Source organism: Kocuria sp. GQ42, from assembly GCF_059758435.1.
Window position 1 is genome coordinate 22,243 of record NZ_JCAXEN010000008.1, and the last position, 15,029, is coordinate 37,271.

Annotated in this window: 14 protein-coding genes; 8 read left to right on the plus strand and 6 right to left on the minus strand. The window is 74.4% G+C overall.

The window, feature by feature from the left end; translation table 11 throughout:
* Positions 1–18: 18 nt before the first annotated feature.
* Genes AC6CH6_RS15515 through ligM form a run of 3 tightly spaced genes read left to right on the plus strand, consistent with a single transcriptional unit; the run spans position 19 to position 3,230 of the window.
* The gene (locus AC6CH6_RS15515) at positions 19–891 is read left to right on the plus strand and encodes a methylenetetrahydrofolate reductase (protein WP_498255794.1); all 873 of its coding nucleotides are present in this window, start codon (positions 19–21) and stop codon (positions 889–891) included.
* Between the two features lie 17 nt (positions 892–908).
* Positions 909–1,763 (plus strand): formyltetrahydrofolate deformylase, encoded by an 855-nt coding sequence (gene purU, locus AC6CH6_RS15520; RefSeq protein WP_133411095.1) that lies wholly within the window; start codon positions 909–911, stop codon positions 1,761–1,763.
* A gap of 57 nt (positions 1,764–1,820) precedes the next feature.
* Positions 1,821–3,230, plus strand: a complete 1,410-nt coding sequence (gene ligM, locus AC6CH6_RS15525; protein ID WP_498255795.1) for a vanillate/3-O-methylgallate O-demethylase — start codon at positions 1,821–1,823, stop codon at positions 3,228–3,230.
* Here the strand turns inward: ligM and AC6CH6_RS15530 are convergent.
* From AC6CH6_RS15530 to AC6CH6_RS15540, 3 genes are read right to left on the minus strand one after another with little or no spacing between them, the layout of a single operon-like run.
* Complete coding sequence (locus AC6CH6_RS15530; protein WP_498255796.1) at positions 3,227–5,314, minus strand: bifunctional anthranilate synthase component I family protein/class IV aminotransferase; 2,088 nt, start codon at positions 5,312–5,314, stop codon at positions 3,227–3,229. The genes ligM and AC6CH6_RS15530 overlap by 4 nt on opposite strands.
* Before the next feature lie 7 nt (positions 5,315–5,321).
* Positions 5,322–6,032 carry a FadR/GntR family transcriptional regulator gene (locus tag AC6CH6_RS15535; RefSeq protein ID WP_095650268.1) on the minus strand — a complete coding sequence of 237 codons (711 nt, stop codon included), beginning with the start codon at positions 6,030–6,032 and terminating at the stop codon, positions 5,322–5,324.
* A 45-nt stretch (positions 6,033–6,077) separates the two neighbouring features.
* Positions 6,078–6,461, minus strand: a complete 384-nt coding sequence (locus AC6CH6_RS15540) for an avidin-fold protein (RefSeq protein WP_498255797.1) — start codon at positions 6,459–6,461, stop codon at positions 6,078–6,080.
* Positions 6,462–6,596: 135 nt separating this feature from the next.
* Here AC6CH6_RS15540 and AC6CH6_RS15545 point away from each other — a divergent pair, with 135 nt between their 5' ends.
* Positions 6,597–6,917 carry a putative quinol monooxygenase gene (locus AC6CH6_RS15545; protein ID WP_368812588.1) on the plus strand — a complete coding sequence of 107 codons (321 nt, stop codon included), beginning with the start codon at positions 6,597–6,599 and terminating at the stop codon, positions 6,915–6,917.
* A gap of 82 nt (positions 6,918–6,999) precedes the next feature.
* Positions 7,000–7,797 (plus strand): IclR family transcriptional regulator, encoded by a 798-nt coding sequence (locus AC6CH6_RS15550; protein ID WP_498255798.1) that lies wholly within the window; start codon positions 7,000–7,002, stop codon positions 7,795–7,797.
* Between the two features lie 22 nt (positions 7,798–7,819).
* Here AC6CH6_RS15550 and AC6CH6_RS15555 read toward each other — a convergent pair whose 3' ends face one another.
* Together AC6CH6_RS15555 and AC6CH6_RS15560 are read right to left on the minus strand one after the other, a co-directional pair.
* Positions 7,820–9,418 carry a GMC family oxidoreductase gene (locus AC6CH6_RS15555; protein ID WP_498255799.1) on the minus strand — a complete coding sequence of 533 codons (1,599 nt, stop codon included), beginning with the start codon at positions 9,416–9,418 and terminating at the stop codon, positions 7,820–7,822.
* Positions 9,415–10,029, minus strand: a complete 615-nt coding sequence (locus tag AC6CH6_RS15560) for a hypothetical protein (protein WP_498255800.1) — start codon at positions 10,027–10,029, stop codon at positions 9,415–9,417. Before AC6CH6_RS15560 ends, AC6CH6_RS15555 begins: the two co-directional genes overlap by 4 nt.
* Positions 10,030–10,159: 130 nt before the next feature.
* On the opposite strand from AC6CH6_RS15560, the gene AC6CH6_RS15565 reads away from it, so the two are divergent.
* Entirely contained in the window at positions 10,160–10,597 is a 438-nt protein-coding gene (locus AC6CH6_RS15565; RefSeq protein WP_498255801.1) for a GNAT family acetyltransferase, read from the plus strand.
* A gap of 7 nt (positions 10,598–10,604) precedes the next feature.
* Here the strand turns inward: AC6CH6_RS15565 and AC6CH6_RS15570 are convergent, their stop codons facing one another.
* Positions 10,605–11,531, minus strand: a complete 927-nt coding sequence (locus tag AC6CH6_RS15570; protein WP_498255802.1) for a DUF5996 family protein — start codon at positions 11,529–11,531, stop codon at positions 10,605–10,607.
* A 255-nt stretch (positions 11,532–11,786) separates the two neighbouring features.
* Here AC6CH6_RS15570 and AC6CH6_RS15575 point away from each other — a divergent pair, with 255 nt between their 5' ends.
* Both AC6CH6_RS15575 and AC6CH6_RS15580 read left to right on the plus strand, forming a co-directional pair.
* Positions 11,787–13,247 (plus strand): MFS transporter, encoded by a 1,461-nt coding sequence (locus AC6CH6_RS15575; RefSeq protein WP_498255803.1) that lies wholly within the window; start codon positions 11,787–11,789, stop codon positions 13,245–13,247.
* A 190-nt stretch (positions 13,248–13,437) separates the two neighbouring features.
* The gene (locus AC6CH6_RS15580) at positions 13,438–15,018 is read left to right on the plus strand and encodes an alpha/beta hydrolase (protein WP_498255804.1); all 1,581 of its coding nucleotides are present in this window, start codon (positions 13,438–13,440) and stop codon (positions 15,016–15,018) included.
* Positions 15,019–15,029 lie beyond the last annotated feature (11 nt).

Here is a 15,029-nt window from a genome sequence, read left to right on the forward strand (position 1 = left end):
CGGAAAGGATGTGGACCGATGCCGATCGACCCGCCCCACGCCGGACCGGCCGCCGCGCTGCTCCGGGACTTCTCCCTCGAGATGACGGGCAAGGACGTGCCGGCCCTGGAGGAGGCCGCCGCCGTGGTCCCGGCGGGGACCCGGATCAACGTGACCTTCCTCGGCAACGAGGACCTGGGCATGCGCGTGGCCGCGGCCCGCGCGGTGCGCGAGCACGGCTTCGTCCCCGTGCCCCACCTCTCGGCGCGGAGGCTGCGCTCCCAGGGCGAGCTCGAGGAGTTCCTCGCGGCGCTCGCGGAGGTCGGCGCCGCCGAGCACGTGTTCGTGGTGGGCGGGGACCCCGAGACCCCCGAGGGCCCCTACCCGGACTCCCTCTCCGTCATCCGCACCGGGGTGCTCCCGCGGCACGGCGTGCGGGGGGTGGGCGTCAGCGGCTACCCGGAGGGCCACCCCGGCATCGACGACGCCGCCCTCTGGTCCGCCCTGACCGACAAGACGGCCGCGATCCGCGAGCAGGGCCTCGAGCCCGAGATCATCACCCAGTTCGGCTTCGACAAGGACCCGGTCCTGGAGTGGCTGGACGAGGTGCGCCGCCGCGGCGTCGACACCCCGGTGCGGATCGGGGTGCCGGGGCCGGCGGGCGTCCGGCGGCTGCTCGGCTACGCGCGCCGCTTCGGCGTGGGCACCTCGGCGGGGATCGTCCAGAAGTACGGCTTCTCCCTGACGAACCTGCTGGGCACCGCGGGCCCGGACCGCTTCCTGCGCGACCTCGCCGCCGGCCTCGACCCCGCCGTCCACGGGCAGGTGCTGCTGCACTTCTACACCTTCGGCGGGCTGCGGGCCACGGCCGAGTGGGTCCGCGAGTTCGGGACGGACGGGGGGACCCCGTGAGCGCGGCCCGCCCGTCGATGCTCCGCCCGGACCACGCCAGCCTCGTGGTGCACGGCCGGGACCAGCCGGGGATCGTCGCCGTCGTCACCGAGGTCCTCGCCCGGCACGGGGCGAACATCGTGGCCCTCGACCAGCACTCGGACGACCCCGAGGGCGGGGCGTTCTTCCAGCGCACGGTCTTCCACCTGCCCGGCTACCCGGCCCTGCGACCGGCGCTCGAGCAGGACCTCGGGGCGGCCCTCGCGGACGGGTTCGAGCTGGAGTGGCGGTTCACGGACCTCTCGGTGCCGCGGCGCGTGGCGATCTTCGCCTCGAAGTCCGACCACTGCCTGCTCGACCTCGTCTGGCGCCAGCGCCGGGGCGAGCTGCCCATGACGATCTCCATGGTCGTCTCCAACCACCCCGACATGGCCGAGGACGTCCGCGGCTTCGGCATCCCCTTCTTCCACGTCCCCACCCAGGACAAGGCCGCGGCCGAGGCGGAGCACCTGCGCCTGCTGCAGGGCAACGTCGACCTCGTGGTCCTCGCCCGCTACATGCAGATCCTGTCCTCCACGTTCCTGACCGAGGTCGGGGCGCCGGTGATCAACATCCACCACTCGTTCCTGCCGGCCTTCATCGGGGCCGAGCCGTACCGCAAGGCCAAGGAGCGGGGCGTGAAGATCATCGGCGCCACCGCGCACTACGTCACCGAGGACCTCGACGAGGGCCCGATCATCGAGCAGGACGTGGTCCGGGCCTCGCACCGGGACTCCGCGCAGGAGCTCGCCCGCCGCGGCGCGGACGTGGAGCGCCAGGTGCTCTCCCGCGCCGTGCTGTGGCACTGCCAGGACCGCATCATCCGGCACGACCGCCAGACCATCGTGTTCTGATGCCCGCCCCGGCCGCGCCGTCGCGGCCGGGGCACCACCGCAGAGAAGGAGTCAACCGTGGCACCCCGCACTCTCCAGGACGTCCTCGACGCCTCGAACGGCACCGTCGAACTGCTGCGCAACTCGCAGATCGGCGCGTACGTCTACCCCGTGGTCGCGCCCGAGTTCCACAACTGGCGCAGCGAGCAGAAGGCGTGGCGGGAGACCGCCGTGCTCTACGACCAGTCCCACCACATGGACAACCTCTTCATCCGCGGCAAGGACGCGCTGCGACTGATCTCGGACACCGCGATCAACAGCACGCGGACGTTCCCCGTGAACAAGGCGAAGCAGTACGTGCCCACCACCCCGGCCGGCCACGTCATCGGCGACGGCATCCTCTTCCACCAGGAGGAGGACGAGTACGTCTACGTGGGCCGCGCCCCGGCCGCCAACTGGCTGCTCTACCACGGCGAGACCGGCGGCTACGACGTCGACATCGAGGTCGACCGCCGCTCCCCGTCCCGCCCGATGGGCAAGCCCGTGGTCCGGAAGTACTGGCGCTTCCAGATCCAGGGCCCCAGTGCGTGGCAGATCATCGAGAAGCTCAACGGCGGGCCCCTCGAGCAGCTGAAGTTCTTCACCATGGACCGCATGAGCGTGGGCGGCGCCCAGGTGCGCACCCTGCGCCACGGCATGGCCGGGGAGCCCGGGCTGGAGATCTGGGGCCCCTACGAGTCCTACGACCAGGTGCGGGCCACGATCCTGGAGGCCGGCGCCGAGTTCGGCATCGTGCCCGTCGGCGCCCGGGCGTACCCCTCCAACACCCTCGAGTCGGGCTGGATCCCGTCCCCGCTGCCGGCGATCTACACCGGGGAGGGCACGGCGGACTACCGGAAGTGGCTCGGGGCGGACAGCTACGAGGCCACCAACGCGCTCGCCGGCAGCTTCGTCTCCGAGAACATCGAGGACTACTACCTCACGCCGTGGGAGCTGGGCTACGGGTCCTTCGTGAAGTTCGACCACGACTTCATCGGCCGCGACGCCCTGGAGCAGGTCGACCCCTCGACCCAGCGGCGGAAGGCGACCCTGGCCTGGAACGCCGAGGACATGCAGAAGATCTTCGCCTCCCTCTTCGACACCGAGGGCCCGGACTACAAGTACTTCGACCTGCCCCTGGCCAACTACGGCTCGTCCAACTACGACGCGGTGGTCGACGCCGACGGCCGCACCGTGGGCCTGTCCATGTTCACCGGCTACAGCTACAACGAGCGCAAGGGCCTGTCCCTGGCGACTGTCGACCCGAACGTGCCCGAGGGCACCGAGCTGAAGGTCGTCTGGGGCGAGCCGGACGGCGGCAGCCGCAAGACGACCGTGGAACCGCACGAGCAGCTCGAGGTCCGGGCCGTGGTCAGCCCCGTGCCCTACTCCGAGGTGGTCCGCAAGGACTACCACGGGGGCTGGCGGACCGCCTCGGCGAAGGGCTAGCCGAGGAGCGGCCCCAGGGCGCGCAGCACGGGCCCGGGCTCCCAGCGCCCGAGGCCGTCGACCGACCCGACGGGGTGCACGCCCGCCACCGAGTTGGTCACGAACACCTCGGTGGCGCGGGCGAGCTCCGCCCACGCCACCGGGCGCTCGCGGACGTCCGTGCCGGCGGCGCGCAGCGCCGCCAGCACGCGGGCACGCACCACCCCGGGCAGGATCCGGCCGTCCGCGGGCGGGGTGAGCACGGCGCCGTCGACGACGACGAAGACGTTCGCCCGGCCCGTCTCCAGGAGCATGCCGTCCGCGTCCACGAGCAGCGGGTCGCAGCTGCGCGACCACAGCCCGGGGACCGGCTCGTGGGCGAGCACCCGGCGATCCGCCCACTTGTGCCCCCCGAGGCCGCCGGGCAGCCGGACGGGAACGAGCCGCCACGGCGGCACCGGCTCCGGGGGGAGGGCCGTGGCGGTGACCGTCACGGCCACGGCGCCCCCCGGGGCGGGCACGGCCGTGATCCGCAGCCGGTGCGGACCGGGCAGCGCGGCGGCCCGGTCCAGCACCTCGCCGCGGACGCCCGCGGGCAGGGCCGCGCCGCAGCAGGCGAGGCAGCTGGCGCCGAGCCGGGCGAGGTGGGCCTCCAGGTCCACGGGCGCGCCCTCGCGCACGAGCAGCGTGGTGAAGACCCCCTCCTCCCGGGCCGGCGGGAGGACCGGCAGGGCCGGGAGGAGCTCGAGCACGGTCGCGGGCCGGTGCCCGTCCCAGTCCCGCCGGAGGTCCTCGTCCAGCACGGCCCCGACGGCGTCCAGCAGGGGCACCGCCTTCACGAGCGTCTCGTGCGCCTCGTCCGCGGGGTCGGAGTCGGCCACGATCCCGCCGCCCACCCCGAGCCGGACCCGGTCGCCGGTGAACTCGAAGGTGCGGATCGCCACGTTGAGCACCAGACCGGCCGGGCCCGCGCGGCCGATCGCCCCCGTGTAGACCTCGCGGGCCGCGGGCTCGAGCGCGTTGACGATCTCCATGGCCCGGATCTTGGGCGCACCCGTGCAGGACCCCGGGGGGAACGTGGCCCGCAGCAGCGCCCCGTCCCCCAGCCCCGCGGGCAGCCGCCCGTGCACGTCCGCCACCAGGTGGTGGACCCCGGTGTGCGGCTCGACCCGGGGCGCGGCGGGGGCGCGCACCGACCCGGGCACGCACGCCCGGGAGAGGTCGTTGCGCATCAGGTCCACGATCATGACGTTCTCCGCCCGGTTCTTCGCCGAGGCGTGCAGCGCCGCGGGGTCGCTCGCGGCCGGTGCGGTGCCCTTGATCGGGGACGTCAGGACCGTGCGCCCGGTGCGGCGCAGGAACAGCTCCGGGGACAGGCTCGCCACCGCGGCCCCCTCCGGGAGGCGCAGGAACGCGGCGAAGCGCGGGGCCAGGGCCTCCTGGCCGGCGCAGAACAGGTCCAGCGGGTCGCCCCGGAAACCGGCCTCCAGACCGCGGCAGATGTTGGTCTGGAAGACGTCGCCGTCGCGGATGTGGCCCAGCACCGCGGTCACGGCGGCGGCGTGCGCGGCGGCCGAGGCGTCGGCCGTGAAGGGCCCGCACCGGTAGGGCGACGGTGCGTGCGGGGCGTCCGGCGCCGCCAGGGCGAGCTCCCGCGCGGCCGCCACCCGGGCCGGGTCCGTGCCCGGCAGCCACTCGAGCACCCAGGTGCCGTCCGCGGCGCGGTGGCGCAGGACGTGGTCGTAGTACCCGAGGTGGTGGTCCGGCAGCCGCGCGGGGCGCGGCGGGGCGGCGGGGAGCCGCTCGAGGCGCCGGGCCAGCTGGTAGCCGAGGTAGCCGATCCAGCCGCCGCCGAAGGCCGCCTGCTGGGGGTCGTCCGGCGGGGGATCCCCCTCCTGGGCGGCGCCCGGCAGCGGGACCCGGGCGTCCAGGGCCGCGAAGGGGTCCTCGCCGGCGCCCAGCACCCGGAGCGGCCGCACGCCGATCACGGTGTCGCCGTCGGACCAGTCGCCGAACAGCCCCACCAGCCCGGGCTGGTCCCGCAGGGCCCGCAGCATCTGCACCGGGGACAGGCGGACCCCGGTGAGGACCTCCCGCGTCGTCACGGCCGCCTCAGCCGTTCCCCGGGGCGGTCGCGGACGGCCCGTCGCCCGCCTCCGCCTCGAGCCGCCACCGGGAGTTCGCCAGGTGCGCGCGCATCGCCGCCGACGCGGCGAGCGGGTCGCGGGCCCGGATCGCGTCCAGGACCGACCGGTGCTCGGCGGCGACCCGGGCCGCGCGCCCGCCGCCGGGGGCGCCGTCCAGCCGGCGCGGCGGCATGGTGATCATGGCGGGCCCGAGGCCGGTCAGGGCGTCCACGTAGTACGGGTTCCCGCTGGCCTCCGCCACGGTCCGGTGGAACTCGAAGTCGTTCTCCAGGGACGCGGCCGGGTTGTCGACCTCCTCCTCGGACCGCGCCAGGGCGTCCTCCATCCGGGCGAGCTGGTGCTCCTCCCGGGCTGTGGCCGCCAGCGCCGCGGCCTCGGACTCGACCCCGGTGCGGAAGGCCAGCAGGCGGCGCCGGTCCTGCAGGGTCCGCACCGGCCGGCTCGTCCCGCCGGGCGCGGCCGGAGGGGTCAGCACGAAGCTGCCGCTGCCCCGCCGGGTGTGCACGAGCCCCTCCGCCTGCAGCCGGGCGACGGCCTCGCGCACCACCGTGCGGCTGACCCCGTGCTCCGCGATCAGCGTGCTCTCGCTGGGCAGGCGCTCGCCGGGGGAGATGCGCCCGTCCACGATGCGCGCCCGGAGGTCGTCCACGAGGGCGGAGGTGAGGTTGCGGCTCATGGGGACATGATCCCACCCCGGGAGCGGCCCCCGCAGCCCGGGGCGTCAGGGCCGGCGGACGACCTCCTCGACCACGCTGCGCCCCGTGCCCGCCCGGGACTCCCAGGCCCAGGTCTCGTGCAGGCGCACCCTGCCGTCCCCGAGCACCTCGATGCGGGACGTGCACGCCCCGCCGGCGGTCTCCCCGGCACGGTCCAGGTGCGAGTAGCGGAAGCTCAGCCCGTCCCCGGCGCGCGTGCCGACGAGGAAGCCCCGGCGCACCGAGCCGCCCGCGTACTCGGCCCACACGAGGTCGTCCTCCTGGTGGTAGTCGAAGACCGTGTCGGAGCCGACGTCCCCGTCGGCGGCGTTGGACACGCCCACGAACGTCCTCCCGTCGAGGTCCACGGTGTCCGGCGCGGTCGGCGGGGTGCGGTGCAGATCGGTCATGGGTCCACCGTACGGTGCGTCGGGCGCCGTCGTTATCGGTCCGCGATAACCTCCCTTGGCGGGCCCTTCCACGGGCCGCGACACTGGCACCGAGAGTCCCGGGGGAACCGGGACGTCCGCGAGAGGGGAGCAGGGATGATCTTCATCGTCGTCAAGTTCAAGGTGAAGCCGGAGTGGGCCGACCGCTGGGTCGAGTTCTCGAAGGAGTTCACCGAGGCCACCCGTGCGGAGCCGGGCAACCTGTGGTTCGACTGGTCCCGCAGCGTGGAGGACCCCCACGAGTTCGTGCTCGTCGAGGCCTTCGCGGACGACGGCGCGGGCCCGCACGTGAACAGCGACCACTTCAGGAAGTTCACGGCGGAGGCGCCCCAGGCGCTCGTGGAGACCCCGCAGATCATCAGCGAGCAGATCTCCGCCTCGGGCTGGAACCGGATGGGGGAGCTCACGGTCGGCTGACCGTCCAACGGCGCGCCGCCGGCCCGGGAGCGAGGCTCCCGGGCTGTTGGCATGTGCAACCCGGCACGCCACAATGTGAGGCATGACCGCACGCGACTCCGGCATGGCCTCCGTCCAGAAAGCCTTCGCCCTCCTGGACGTGGTCGCGCGGGACCCCCGGGGCGCCACGGCCAAGGACATCAGCACCGAGCTCGGGATGCCGCTGCCCTCGGTCTACCGGCTGCTGCAGACGCTCGTGGCCTCCGAGCACGTGGTGCACCTCCGGGACCAGCGCCGCTACGGCCTGGGCTACAAGCTGCACGCGCTCGACGCCTCGCTGCGACAGCAGGTCGCGACCCCCGCCACCGTGCAGCGCGCGGTGCGGGAGCTGCACGGGAGCGCCGACGCCGCCGCGTACTTCGCGGTCTACCGCGGCGACGCCGTGGTGGTGGCGCACGTGGTCGACTCCCCGCGCCGGCCGCGCATCGACCCCATGGACTTCGGCTTCACGGGCGGCGCCCACGCCACGGCCTTCGGCAAGATCCTGCTCTCCCGCATGGACGACGACGAGGTGGCGGACTACCTCGGCCGCCACGGGATGCGCCCCCTGACGGACCGCACGCTCACCACGCCGGACGAGCTGGGGCGCGAGCTCGGGCGGGTGCGCGCGGAGGGCGTCGCCGTGGAGCGCGAGGAGTTCGTGCCCGGCGCCTCGTGCCTGGCCGCGCCGGTGGTCGACGCCGCCGGGCGCACCCTGGGCTCCGTGGCCGTGTCCCTGCGGCCCACCGACTTCGAGCGGCGGCACCGGGCGATCGCGCCGGTCCTGCGGGACGCCGCGGACCGGGTGGGACGGGCCCTGCGCGCCGCGGAGGGCTGCCCGGTCCGGTCCGCGACCGGCTGAGCAGCCCTCCGCCGGCCGCCGGCTACAGGTGGCGTCCCGCCAGCTGCTCGGCGATGTAGTCCGCCTGCCGGGCGGCCAGGGCCACGATCGTCAGCGTCGGGTTCGCCGCCGCGCCGGTCGTGAACAGCGAGCCGTCCGCGACGAACAGGTTCGGCACGTCGTGGGTCTGGCCGAACGCGTTGGTCACCCCGTCCTCGGGGCGCTCGCTCATCCGGGCCGTGCCCATGTTGTGCGTCGACGGGTAGGGCGGGGTGTGGTGCACGGAGGTCGCGCCCACGGACTCGTAGAGCAGGGACGCCTGCTGGTAGCCGTGGTTGCGCATCGCCACGTCGTTCGGGTGGTCGTCGAAGTGCACGTTGGGCACGGGCAGCCCCAGGTGGTCGGTCACGGAGGAGTTGAGGGTCACCCGGTTGCTCTCCTGCGGCATGTCCTCGCCCACCACCCACAAACCGGCGGTGTTCTCGTAGCCGTCCAGCAGGGCCGTGAACTCCGGCCCCCAGGAGCCGGGGTCCACGAAGCTGGCGAGGAAGGCGGGGCCCAGGGAGATCGTCTCCATGTAGTACCCGCCGGCGAAGCCGCGGTCGACGTCGTGCCGGGACTCGTCCGCCACGAGCCCGGCCATCGTCTCGCCCCGGTACATGTGCACCGGCCGGTCGAACTGCGCGTAGACGGAGCCCGTGGTGTGCCGCATGTAGTTGCGGCCCAGCTGCCCGGAGGAGTTCGCGAGCCCGTCCGGGAACAGCGGGGAGCCGGAGAGCATGAGCAGCCGGGGCGTCTCGATCGCGTTGCACGCCACCGCCACCAGCCGTGCCCGCTGCCGCTGGACCCGGCCCTCGCCGTCGACGTAGAGCACGCTGTCGACCAGGCCCTTCTCCGTGTGGGTGATCTGCACGGCGTGGCAGTCCGGGCGCAGGTCGAGGTTCCCGGTGCGCAGGGCCTTGGGGATCTCCGAGACGAGCGTGGACCACTTCGAGCGGTTCTTGTCGCCCTGGAAGTTGAACCCGTCCTGGACGGAGGCCGGCCGCCCGTCGTAGGGCTCCGCGTTGGTCCCGTAGGGGCCGGTCGCGTAGTGCCGGTAGCCGAGCTTCTGCGCGCCCGCGGCGAGCACCTTGTAGTTGTTGTTCGCGGGCAGCGGCGGCCGGCCGTGGCGGTGGGTGCTGCCGATCTTCTGCTCGGCCCGGTCGTAGTACGGGGCGAGGTCCTCCAGGCCGATCGGCCAGTCCAGGAGGTTGGCGCCGTCGACGCGCCCGTAGACGCTGCGCGTGCGGAACTCGTGGGCCTTGAACCGGGGCGTGGCCCCGGACCAGTGGGTGGTGGTCCCGCCGACGGCCTTGACGATCCACGCCGGGAGGTTGGGGAAGTCCCGGGCGATCCGCCACGACCCCGTGGTGGTGCGCGGGTCCAGCCAGGCCATCTGGTGGAAGGCCTCCCACTCGTCGTTGACCCAGTCCTCACTGGTCAGGTGCGGCCCGGCCTCGAGGAGCACCACCTTGACGCCCTTCTCCGTGAGCTCGTGGGCGAGGGTGCCTCCGCCGGCTCCGGAGCCGATGACGACGACGGCGGAGTCGTCGTCGAGCTCGATCCGTGCGGCGCGCTGCTGGTCCTGGGGCGTGGTGGTCATGCGGTCTCCCCGTGATCGATGACGTCCGACCCCTTGAAGAGGTCGCTGAAGGGCTGCTCGGTGGTCTCGGAGGCGCCCTGCTGGTCCAGGTTCCACCCCTCCTGGGGGGCCGCGGTCGCCACCGGGTAGCCGAGGGGCCCGCACTCGGCCAGCTCCTCCCCGGACTCCTCGACGCGCGGGTCGGGCAGCCAGTCGAGGTCGTCGAAGCCGCGGTGCAGGTAGCCGCCCTTCGAGAAGGACTCGCCCTCGTAGCCCAGGGTCTCCCACACCTCGTGGTCGTCGTAGAGGTGCAGCACGGTGGTGCGGCGGATGAAGCCGAAGAACTCGAGGTCGGCGATCCGCTTGAGCACCTTCAGCGCGGCGTCGTCGGACAGCTCCACGAACGGCGCGTCGCTGAGTGAGTTCAGGGTCAGCAGCCCCTGGGTCAGGGCCATCCGGAACCACGTGGAGTCCTCGGCCTCGGCGGCGATCTTCTCCGCCATCCGTTCGTACGGGCCGTCGGGGATCCGGGGGTGGGGGAACGCCACCCGGATGACGCGGGTGAGGGTGCGCTTCGCCTCGTCCGTCAGGGCGAGGGCGTTGAGAGCGGAGTACTTCGCGGGATAGACCATGGGTCTCCTCCTCGTCGGCGGTGACGGGTGTGTCTCAGAGTGTGAGCCAGCGCACGTCCGCGGGCCAGCTCCGTTATCGCAGGACGAGAATCGGCGCCCGTGAGAGCATGGGCCGACCGAAGGAGGCCGTGTGATCGTCGAACGTCTGCCGGAGCACCTGCACGAGGACGCCGTGTCCCTGTGGGAGGGGGCGGGGCTGACCCGCCCCTGGAACGACCCGCGGGCGGACCTGGACCGGGCGCTCGCCGGCCCGACCTCCACCGTCCTGGCCGCCGTGGAGGAGGGGCGTCTCGCCGGCACCGCCATGGTCGGCCACGACGGCCACCGGGGGTGGGTGTACTACGTGGCCGTGCACCCGTCCCGCCGGGGCCAGGGGCTCGGCCGCGAGCTGATGGCCGCCGCCGAGGGGTGGGTGGCCGGGCGCGGCATCCCGAAGATGCAGCTCATGGTGCGCAGCACGAACACGGGGACCCGGGAGTTCTACGAGCGGATGGGCTATGCCGTCCAGGACACCGTGGTGCTCGGGAAGTTCTTCGACCCCGAGCGGCAGGCCCGGCAGAGCGGCTGAGCCCCGCTCAGCGCAGGGGGTCGGTGACGCCCTCCGGGCAGTCGTAGCGGGCGAAGTCCCAGGCGCTGCGGCGCGCCCCCGCCCGGTAGGCGCTGTCCCAGAACTCCAGGACGGCGCCGTGCGGATCGGGCAGCGCCCGCACGTCGTCGTAGCGCAGGACCGCGAGGTGGCTGCCGCCGCGCTCGCGCCAGGACGCGGCGGCCGGCCGCAGGGGCTCACCGGCCAGCCCGTCGGGCTCCGGGGCGGTGTAGGAGTAGAAGGCCGGTTCCGGGAACGTGGGGTCCCCGAACCAGAACCCGGAGCTGATGACCTCCCGGGAGTAGGCCTCCCGGGTGACGGGGTCCGTGCCGGGCGGGGGATCCACGAAGCGGTCCGCGAAGCGGGTCACGGCGATGTCGAACGTGTGCCAGAAGTGGTGCACGGGGCTGGTCTTCCCGGACCAGCCGGCCGCGAACTCCTCCAGCAGCAGGTTCACCTGGCCGAGGACCTGCCAGTAGCGGGTGACGGCGGCGGTGTCGTAGGCGGCGTGCTCGGTGTCGGCGCCGAACGGGCGCCCGGAGTCGGGCAGGTCGAACGGGTGGGGACGGGCGATCGTCACCTCCACCCCCACCGCCTCCAGGGCGTGCAGGACCCGGGCGTGGAACTCGGCGACGGACAGCCCCGGCAGGGCGAAGGAGTGCCGGGCCCCGGCGTCGGTGCTCACGTCGAGGCGGTGGTCCAGGAGGTCGAGGTCGACGGCGAAGACCGGGTCCCGTCCCATGGGACGGGTGGTGATGCCGCGGCCGGTCAGGTGGAACGGGACGTTCCACCAGTGGTTGCGCCGCGGCGCGGACGCCAGCCGCACCTTGCCGACCACCTGCGCGAACCGGTGGAGGGTGTCCAGGGTGTCCCGCCAGGACTCGTAGGGCATCTCGGGGAACGCGACGTGGGTCATGGTGGCCTCCTGCGCCCCAGTGTGCTGCCCCACCGGGCGGTTCGTCCAGGGTGCCCGGGCCGCGGGCACGGGACCGGGGGTCCTCCCGGTGGGACACTGGGCGGGAACGATCCGGTGACGGCGCGGGGGTGGTCCGGCGGGGCCCCGTGCCCGACCCCGGGACCGACCCCGGTACCGACCCCGGTACCGACCCCGGGACCGACCCCGGGACCGACCCCGGGACCGACCCCGGTACCGAGGAGGAACGAGCTGCCCATGGTGCGATCCTCCGGCGACGGCCCTCCGTCCGAGCCGCTGGCCTGGGGCGAGCGGCGGGCCCGGTGGGTGCTGGCCGCCACCGTGCTCGGCTCGGCCCTGACGTTCATCGACACGACGGTGGTGAGCATCGCCCTGCCGTCCGTCGCCGCCGACCTGGGCGCGGGGAGCACCGGTCTGACCTGGGTGGTCAACGGGTACACGCTGACCCTGGCCGCCCTGGTCCTGCTCGGCGGCTCGCTGGGGGACCGGTACGGCCGGCGCCGGATCTTCCTGATCGGCGTCGGCTGCTTCGCCGGGGCCTCCGCGCTGTGCGGCCTGGCCCCGGACGTCACCGTCCTCGTCGCCGCGCGGGCCGTCCAGGGGATCGGCGGCGCCCTCCTGGTGCCGACCGCGCTCGCGATCCTGCAGGCCTCCTTCGCCCCGGAGCACCGCGCCCGCGCCATCGGCGCCTGGTCCGGGCTCACGGGGGTGGCCTCGGCCGTGGGGCCGTTCGCGGGCGGCTGGCTCGTCCAGACCACCTCGTGGCGGTGGGTGTTCCTGGTCAACCTCCCGGTGGCGCTCGCCGTGGCGCTGATCGCCCGCCGGCACGTCCCCGAGTCGAGGAACCCGGCGGCGTGCCCGCAGCTGGACGTGCCCGGCGCGGCGCTGCTGGTGGCCGGTCTCGGGGCGCTGACGCTCGGGCTGACCGCGGCGTCCGGCGACGACCCGTCGGTGCCGGCGGCGGGCGGGGCGCTCGCCGCCGGGGCTGTCCTGCTGGCGGCGTTCCTGCACCGGGAGCGGCGTGCGAGGTCCCCGCTGCTGCCGCCCGCCCTGTTCCGCCAGCGCCTGTTCGTGGCGGCGAACCTCATCACCTTCGTGGTCTACGCCGGCCTGGGCGCGGTCTTCTTCGTCCTCGTCGTCGCCCTCCAGGTGGGAGCCGGGTTCTCGCCCGTGGCCGCCGGGCTGGCCCTGCTGCCCGTCACCGTCCTGATGCTGCTGCTCTCGCCGTCCGCCGGGGCCCTGGTGCACCGGGTGGGTCCGCGACTGCCGATGACGGCCGGGCCGCTGATCGCCGCGCTCGGGGTGCTCCTGCTGGGCCGGGCCGGGCCCGGGGCGCACTACCTCCTGGAGGTGCTGGTGCCGGCCGCGGTGTTCGGCGCCGGGCTGACCCTGCTGGTCACGCCGCTGACCGCCACGGTCCTCGGCGCGCTGCCCACGGAGCAGGCCGGGCTGGCCAGCGGGGTCAACAACGCCGTGGCGCGCACGGCGGGCCTGCTCGCGGTCGCGGCGATCCCGCTGGTGGGCGGGCTCGGGGAGACCGGTCTCACCGACCCGGCCCGGCTCCGTGCGGGGTTCCCCGTGGTCATGGCGTTGTGCGCGGGCCTGCTCGCGGCGGGCGGGCTGCTGTCCGCCGTGGTCCTCCGCCCGCCCGGGGGGAGTGGCGGCCCGGGCGGTCTTCGCGCCACGACACATCCTTGACCGCCCGATCGGCGCGATCCTAGCCTGAAGCCCCTGGTGGCACGGCGGTGGGGTGCGGAGGCTGCGGGGCGCGGGGGCGTCCGAGGGCCTGGCGGGCCGCGAGGCCGGTGGCAGGGGTCATGACGTGCGCGTCCGCGCTCGTGCTCGCGCACCGGCGTCCGGCCGGTCCGACCGAAAGCAGTGGTGAGCCATGCGTGCTCCCGAGAACGACCACCGCCCCGACTCCGGCCCCGGTGCCCACCACCGGAGGCGCCGGCGCACGCGCCGAGCGGGCTCCGCGCTGGCCCTGGCCGTGCTCCTGGCGACCGCTCCGGCGGCCGGGACGGCCACGGTCGCCGCACCGGCGCCGGGCGTCCTCGTCACCGCCCAGGTGCCGCCCGGGCTCGAGGAGTTCTACGCGCAGCAGCTCGTGTGGACCGCGTGCGGCGTGGCGGCGGAGTGCGCCCAGGTGCAGGTGCCGCTGGACCACGAGAACCCGGCCGCAGGGCAGATCCAGCTGGCGGTCACCCGGGTGCCGAGCACCGACCCCGCCGCCCGGCAGGGTTCCCTGCTCGTCAACTTCGGCGGCCCGGGCGGTTCCGGGACGGCCTCGATCGAGGCGTGGGCGGCCGGACTGGACCCGCGCGTCCGGGCTGCCTACGACATCGTGGGCTTCGACCCGCGGGGCGTGGGCAGCTCCACCGCGGTGCAGTGCCTCGACGACGCCGCGATGGACGCGAGCCGGGCCACCACGGTCGACCCCGACACCCCGGAGGGCCTGGCCCAGGCCGTCGCGGCGGCCGAACGGTTCGCCGCGGCGTGCGCGGCGAACACCGGCCCGCTGCTCGGCGAGGTCGACACGGTCAGCGCCGCCCGGGACCTGGACATCCTGCGGGCGGTGCTCGGCGACGAGGAGCTCGACTACCTCGGCTACTCCTACGGCACCCGGCTCGGCGCCACGTACGCCGACCTCTTCCCCGAGCGGACGGGACGGTTCGTGCTGGACGCGGCGGTGGATCCGTCCCTCGACGGCTCCGAGATGATCCTCGACCAGGCCGCCGGCTTCGAACGTGCCCTGCGCGTGTACGTCGAGTCCTGCCTGCCCCTGGACGGGTGCCCGTTCGAGGGGAGCGTCGACGAGGGGTTGGCCGAGATCGAGGCCCTGCTCCGGCAGGCCGAGGCACAGCCGCTGCCGACGGCCGACGGCAGGCCGCTCACCGTGAACGACGCGGTCAGCGGCATGATCCTGCCCCTGTACGACGCGACCATCTGGTGGTTCCTGACCCAGGCCCTCGATCTGGCCACGGAGCACGGGGACGGGACGGGCCTGATGCTCCTCGCGGATCTGGCGTACGGCCGGGGACCCGACGGCACCTACGCCAACTCCAGCGCGGCGAACATCGCGATCAACTGCCTCGACCTTCCCGAGGACGACGATCCCGCCGCGATGGCGGCGCTGGACGCGCAGCTGCAGGAGATGTCCCCGACCCTCGGTGACTGGTTCAGCCACGACGAGGTCACCTGCGGGGCCTGGCCGCACGAGCCCGTCGGCGTGCCCGCCCCGATCGACGCCGCCGGTGCCGGGCCCATCCTGGTGGTCGGCGGCACGGGGGACCCGGCCACGCCCTACGCGTGGTCGCAGGCGCTGGCCGCGCAGCTCGAGGGCGGACACCTGCTGACCCGGGTGGGCGAGGGGCACGGATCCTACGTGAGCGGCAACCGGTGCATCGACGAGACGGTCACCGCTCATCTCCTCGAGGGCGTGCTGCCCGCGGAGGAGACGACCTGCTGAGCCGGAGGCGC

Coding starts and splice junctions, on each gene's coding strand:
- AC6CH6_RS15515 (WP_498255794.1), top strand. CDS start 19: ATGCCGATCGACCCGCCCCACGCCGGACCGGCCGCCGCGCTGCTCCGG.
- purU (WP_133411095.1), top strand. CDS start 909: ATGCTCCGCCCGGACCACGCCAGCCTCGTGGTGCACGGCCGGGACCAG.
- AC6CH6_RS15535 (WP_095650268.1), bottom strand. CDS start 6,032: ATGAGCCGCAACCTCACCTCCGCCCTCGTGGACGACCTCCGGGCGCGC.
- AC6CH6_RS15540 (WP_498255797.1), bottom strand. CDS start 6,461: ATGACCGATCTGCACCGCACCCCGCCGACCGCGCCGGACACCGTGGAC.
- AC6CH6_RS15545 (WP_368812588.1), top strand. CDS start 6,597: ATGATCTTCATCGTCGTCAAGTTCAAGGTGAAGCCGGAGTGGGCCGAC.
- AC6CH6_RS15550 (WP_498255798.1), top strand. CDS start 7,000: ATGACCGCACGCGACTCCGGCATGGCCTCCGTCCAGAAAGCCTTCGCC.
- AC6CH6_RS15555 (WP_498255799.1), bottom strand. CDS start 9,418: ATGACCACCACGCCCCAGGACCAGCAGCGCGCCGCACGGATCGAGCTC.
- AC6CH6_RS15560 (WP_498255800.1), bottom strand. CDS start 10,029: ATGGTCTATCCCGCGAAGTACTCCGCTCTCAACGCCCTCGCCCTGACG.
- AC6CH6_RS15570 (WP_498255802.1), bottom strand. CDS start 11,531: ATGACCCACGTCGCGTTCCCCGAGATGCCCTACGAGTCCTGGCGGGAC.
- AC6CH6_RS15575 (WP_498255803.1), top strand. CDS start 11,787: ATGGTGCGATCCTCCGGCGACGGCCCTCCGTCCGAGCCGCTGGCCTGG.
- AC6CH6_RS15580 (WP_498255804.1), top strand. CDS start 13,438: ATGCGTGCTCCCGAGAACGACCACCGCCCCGACTCCGGCCCCGGTGCC.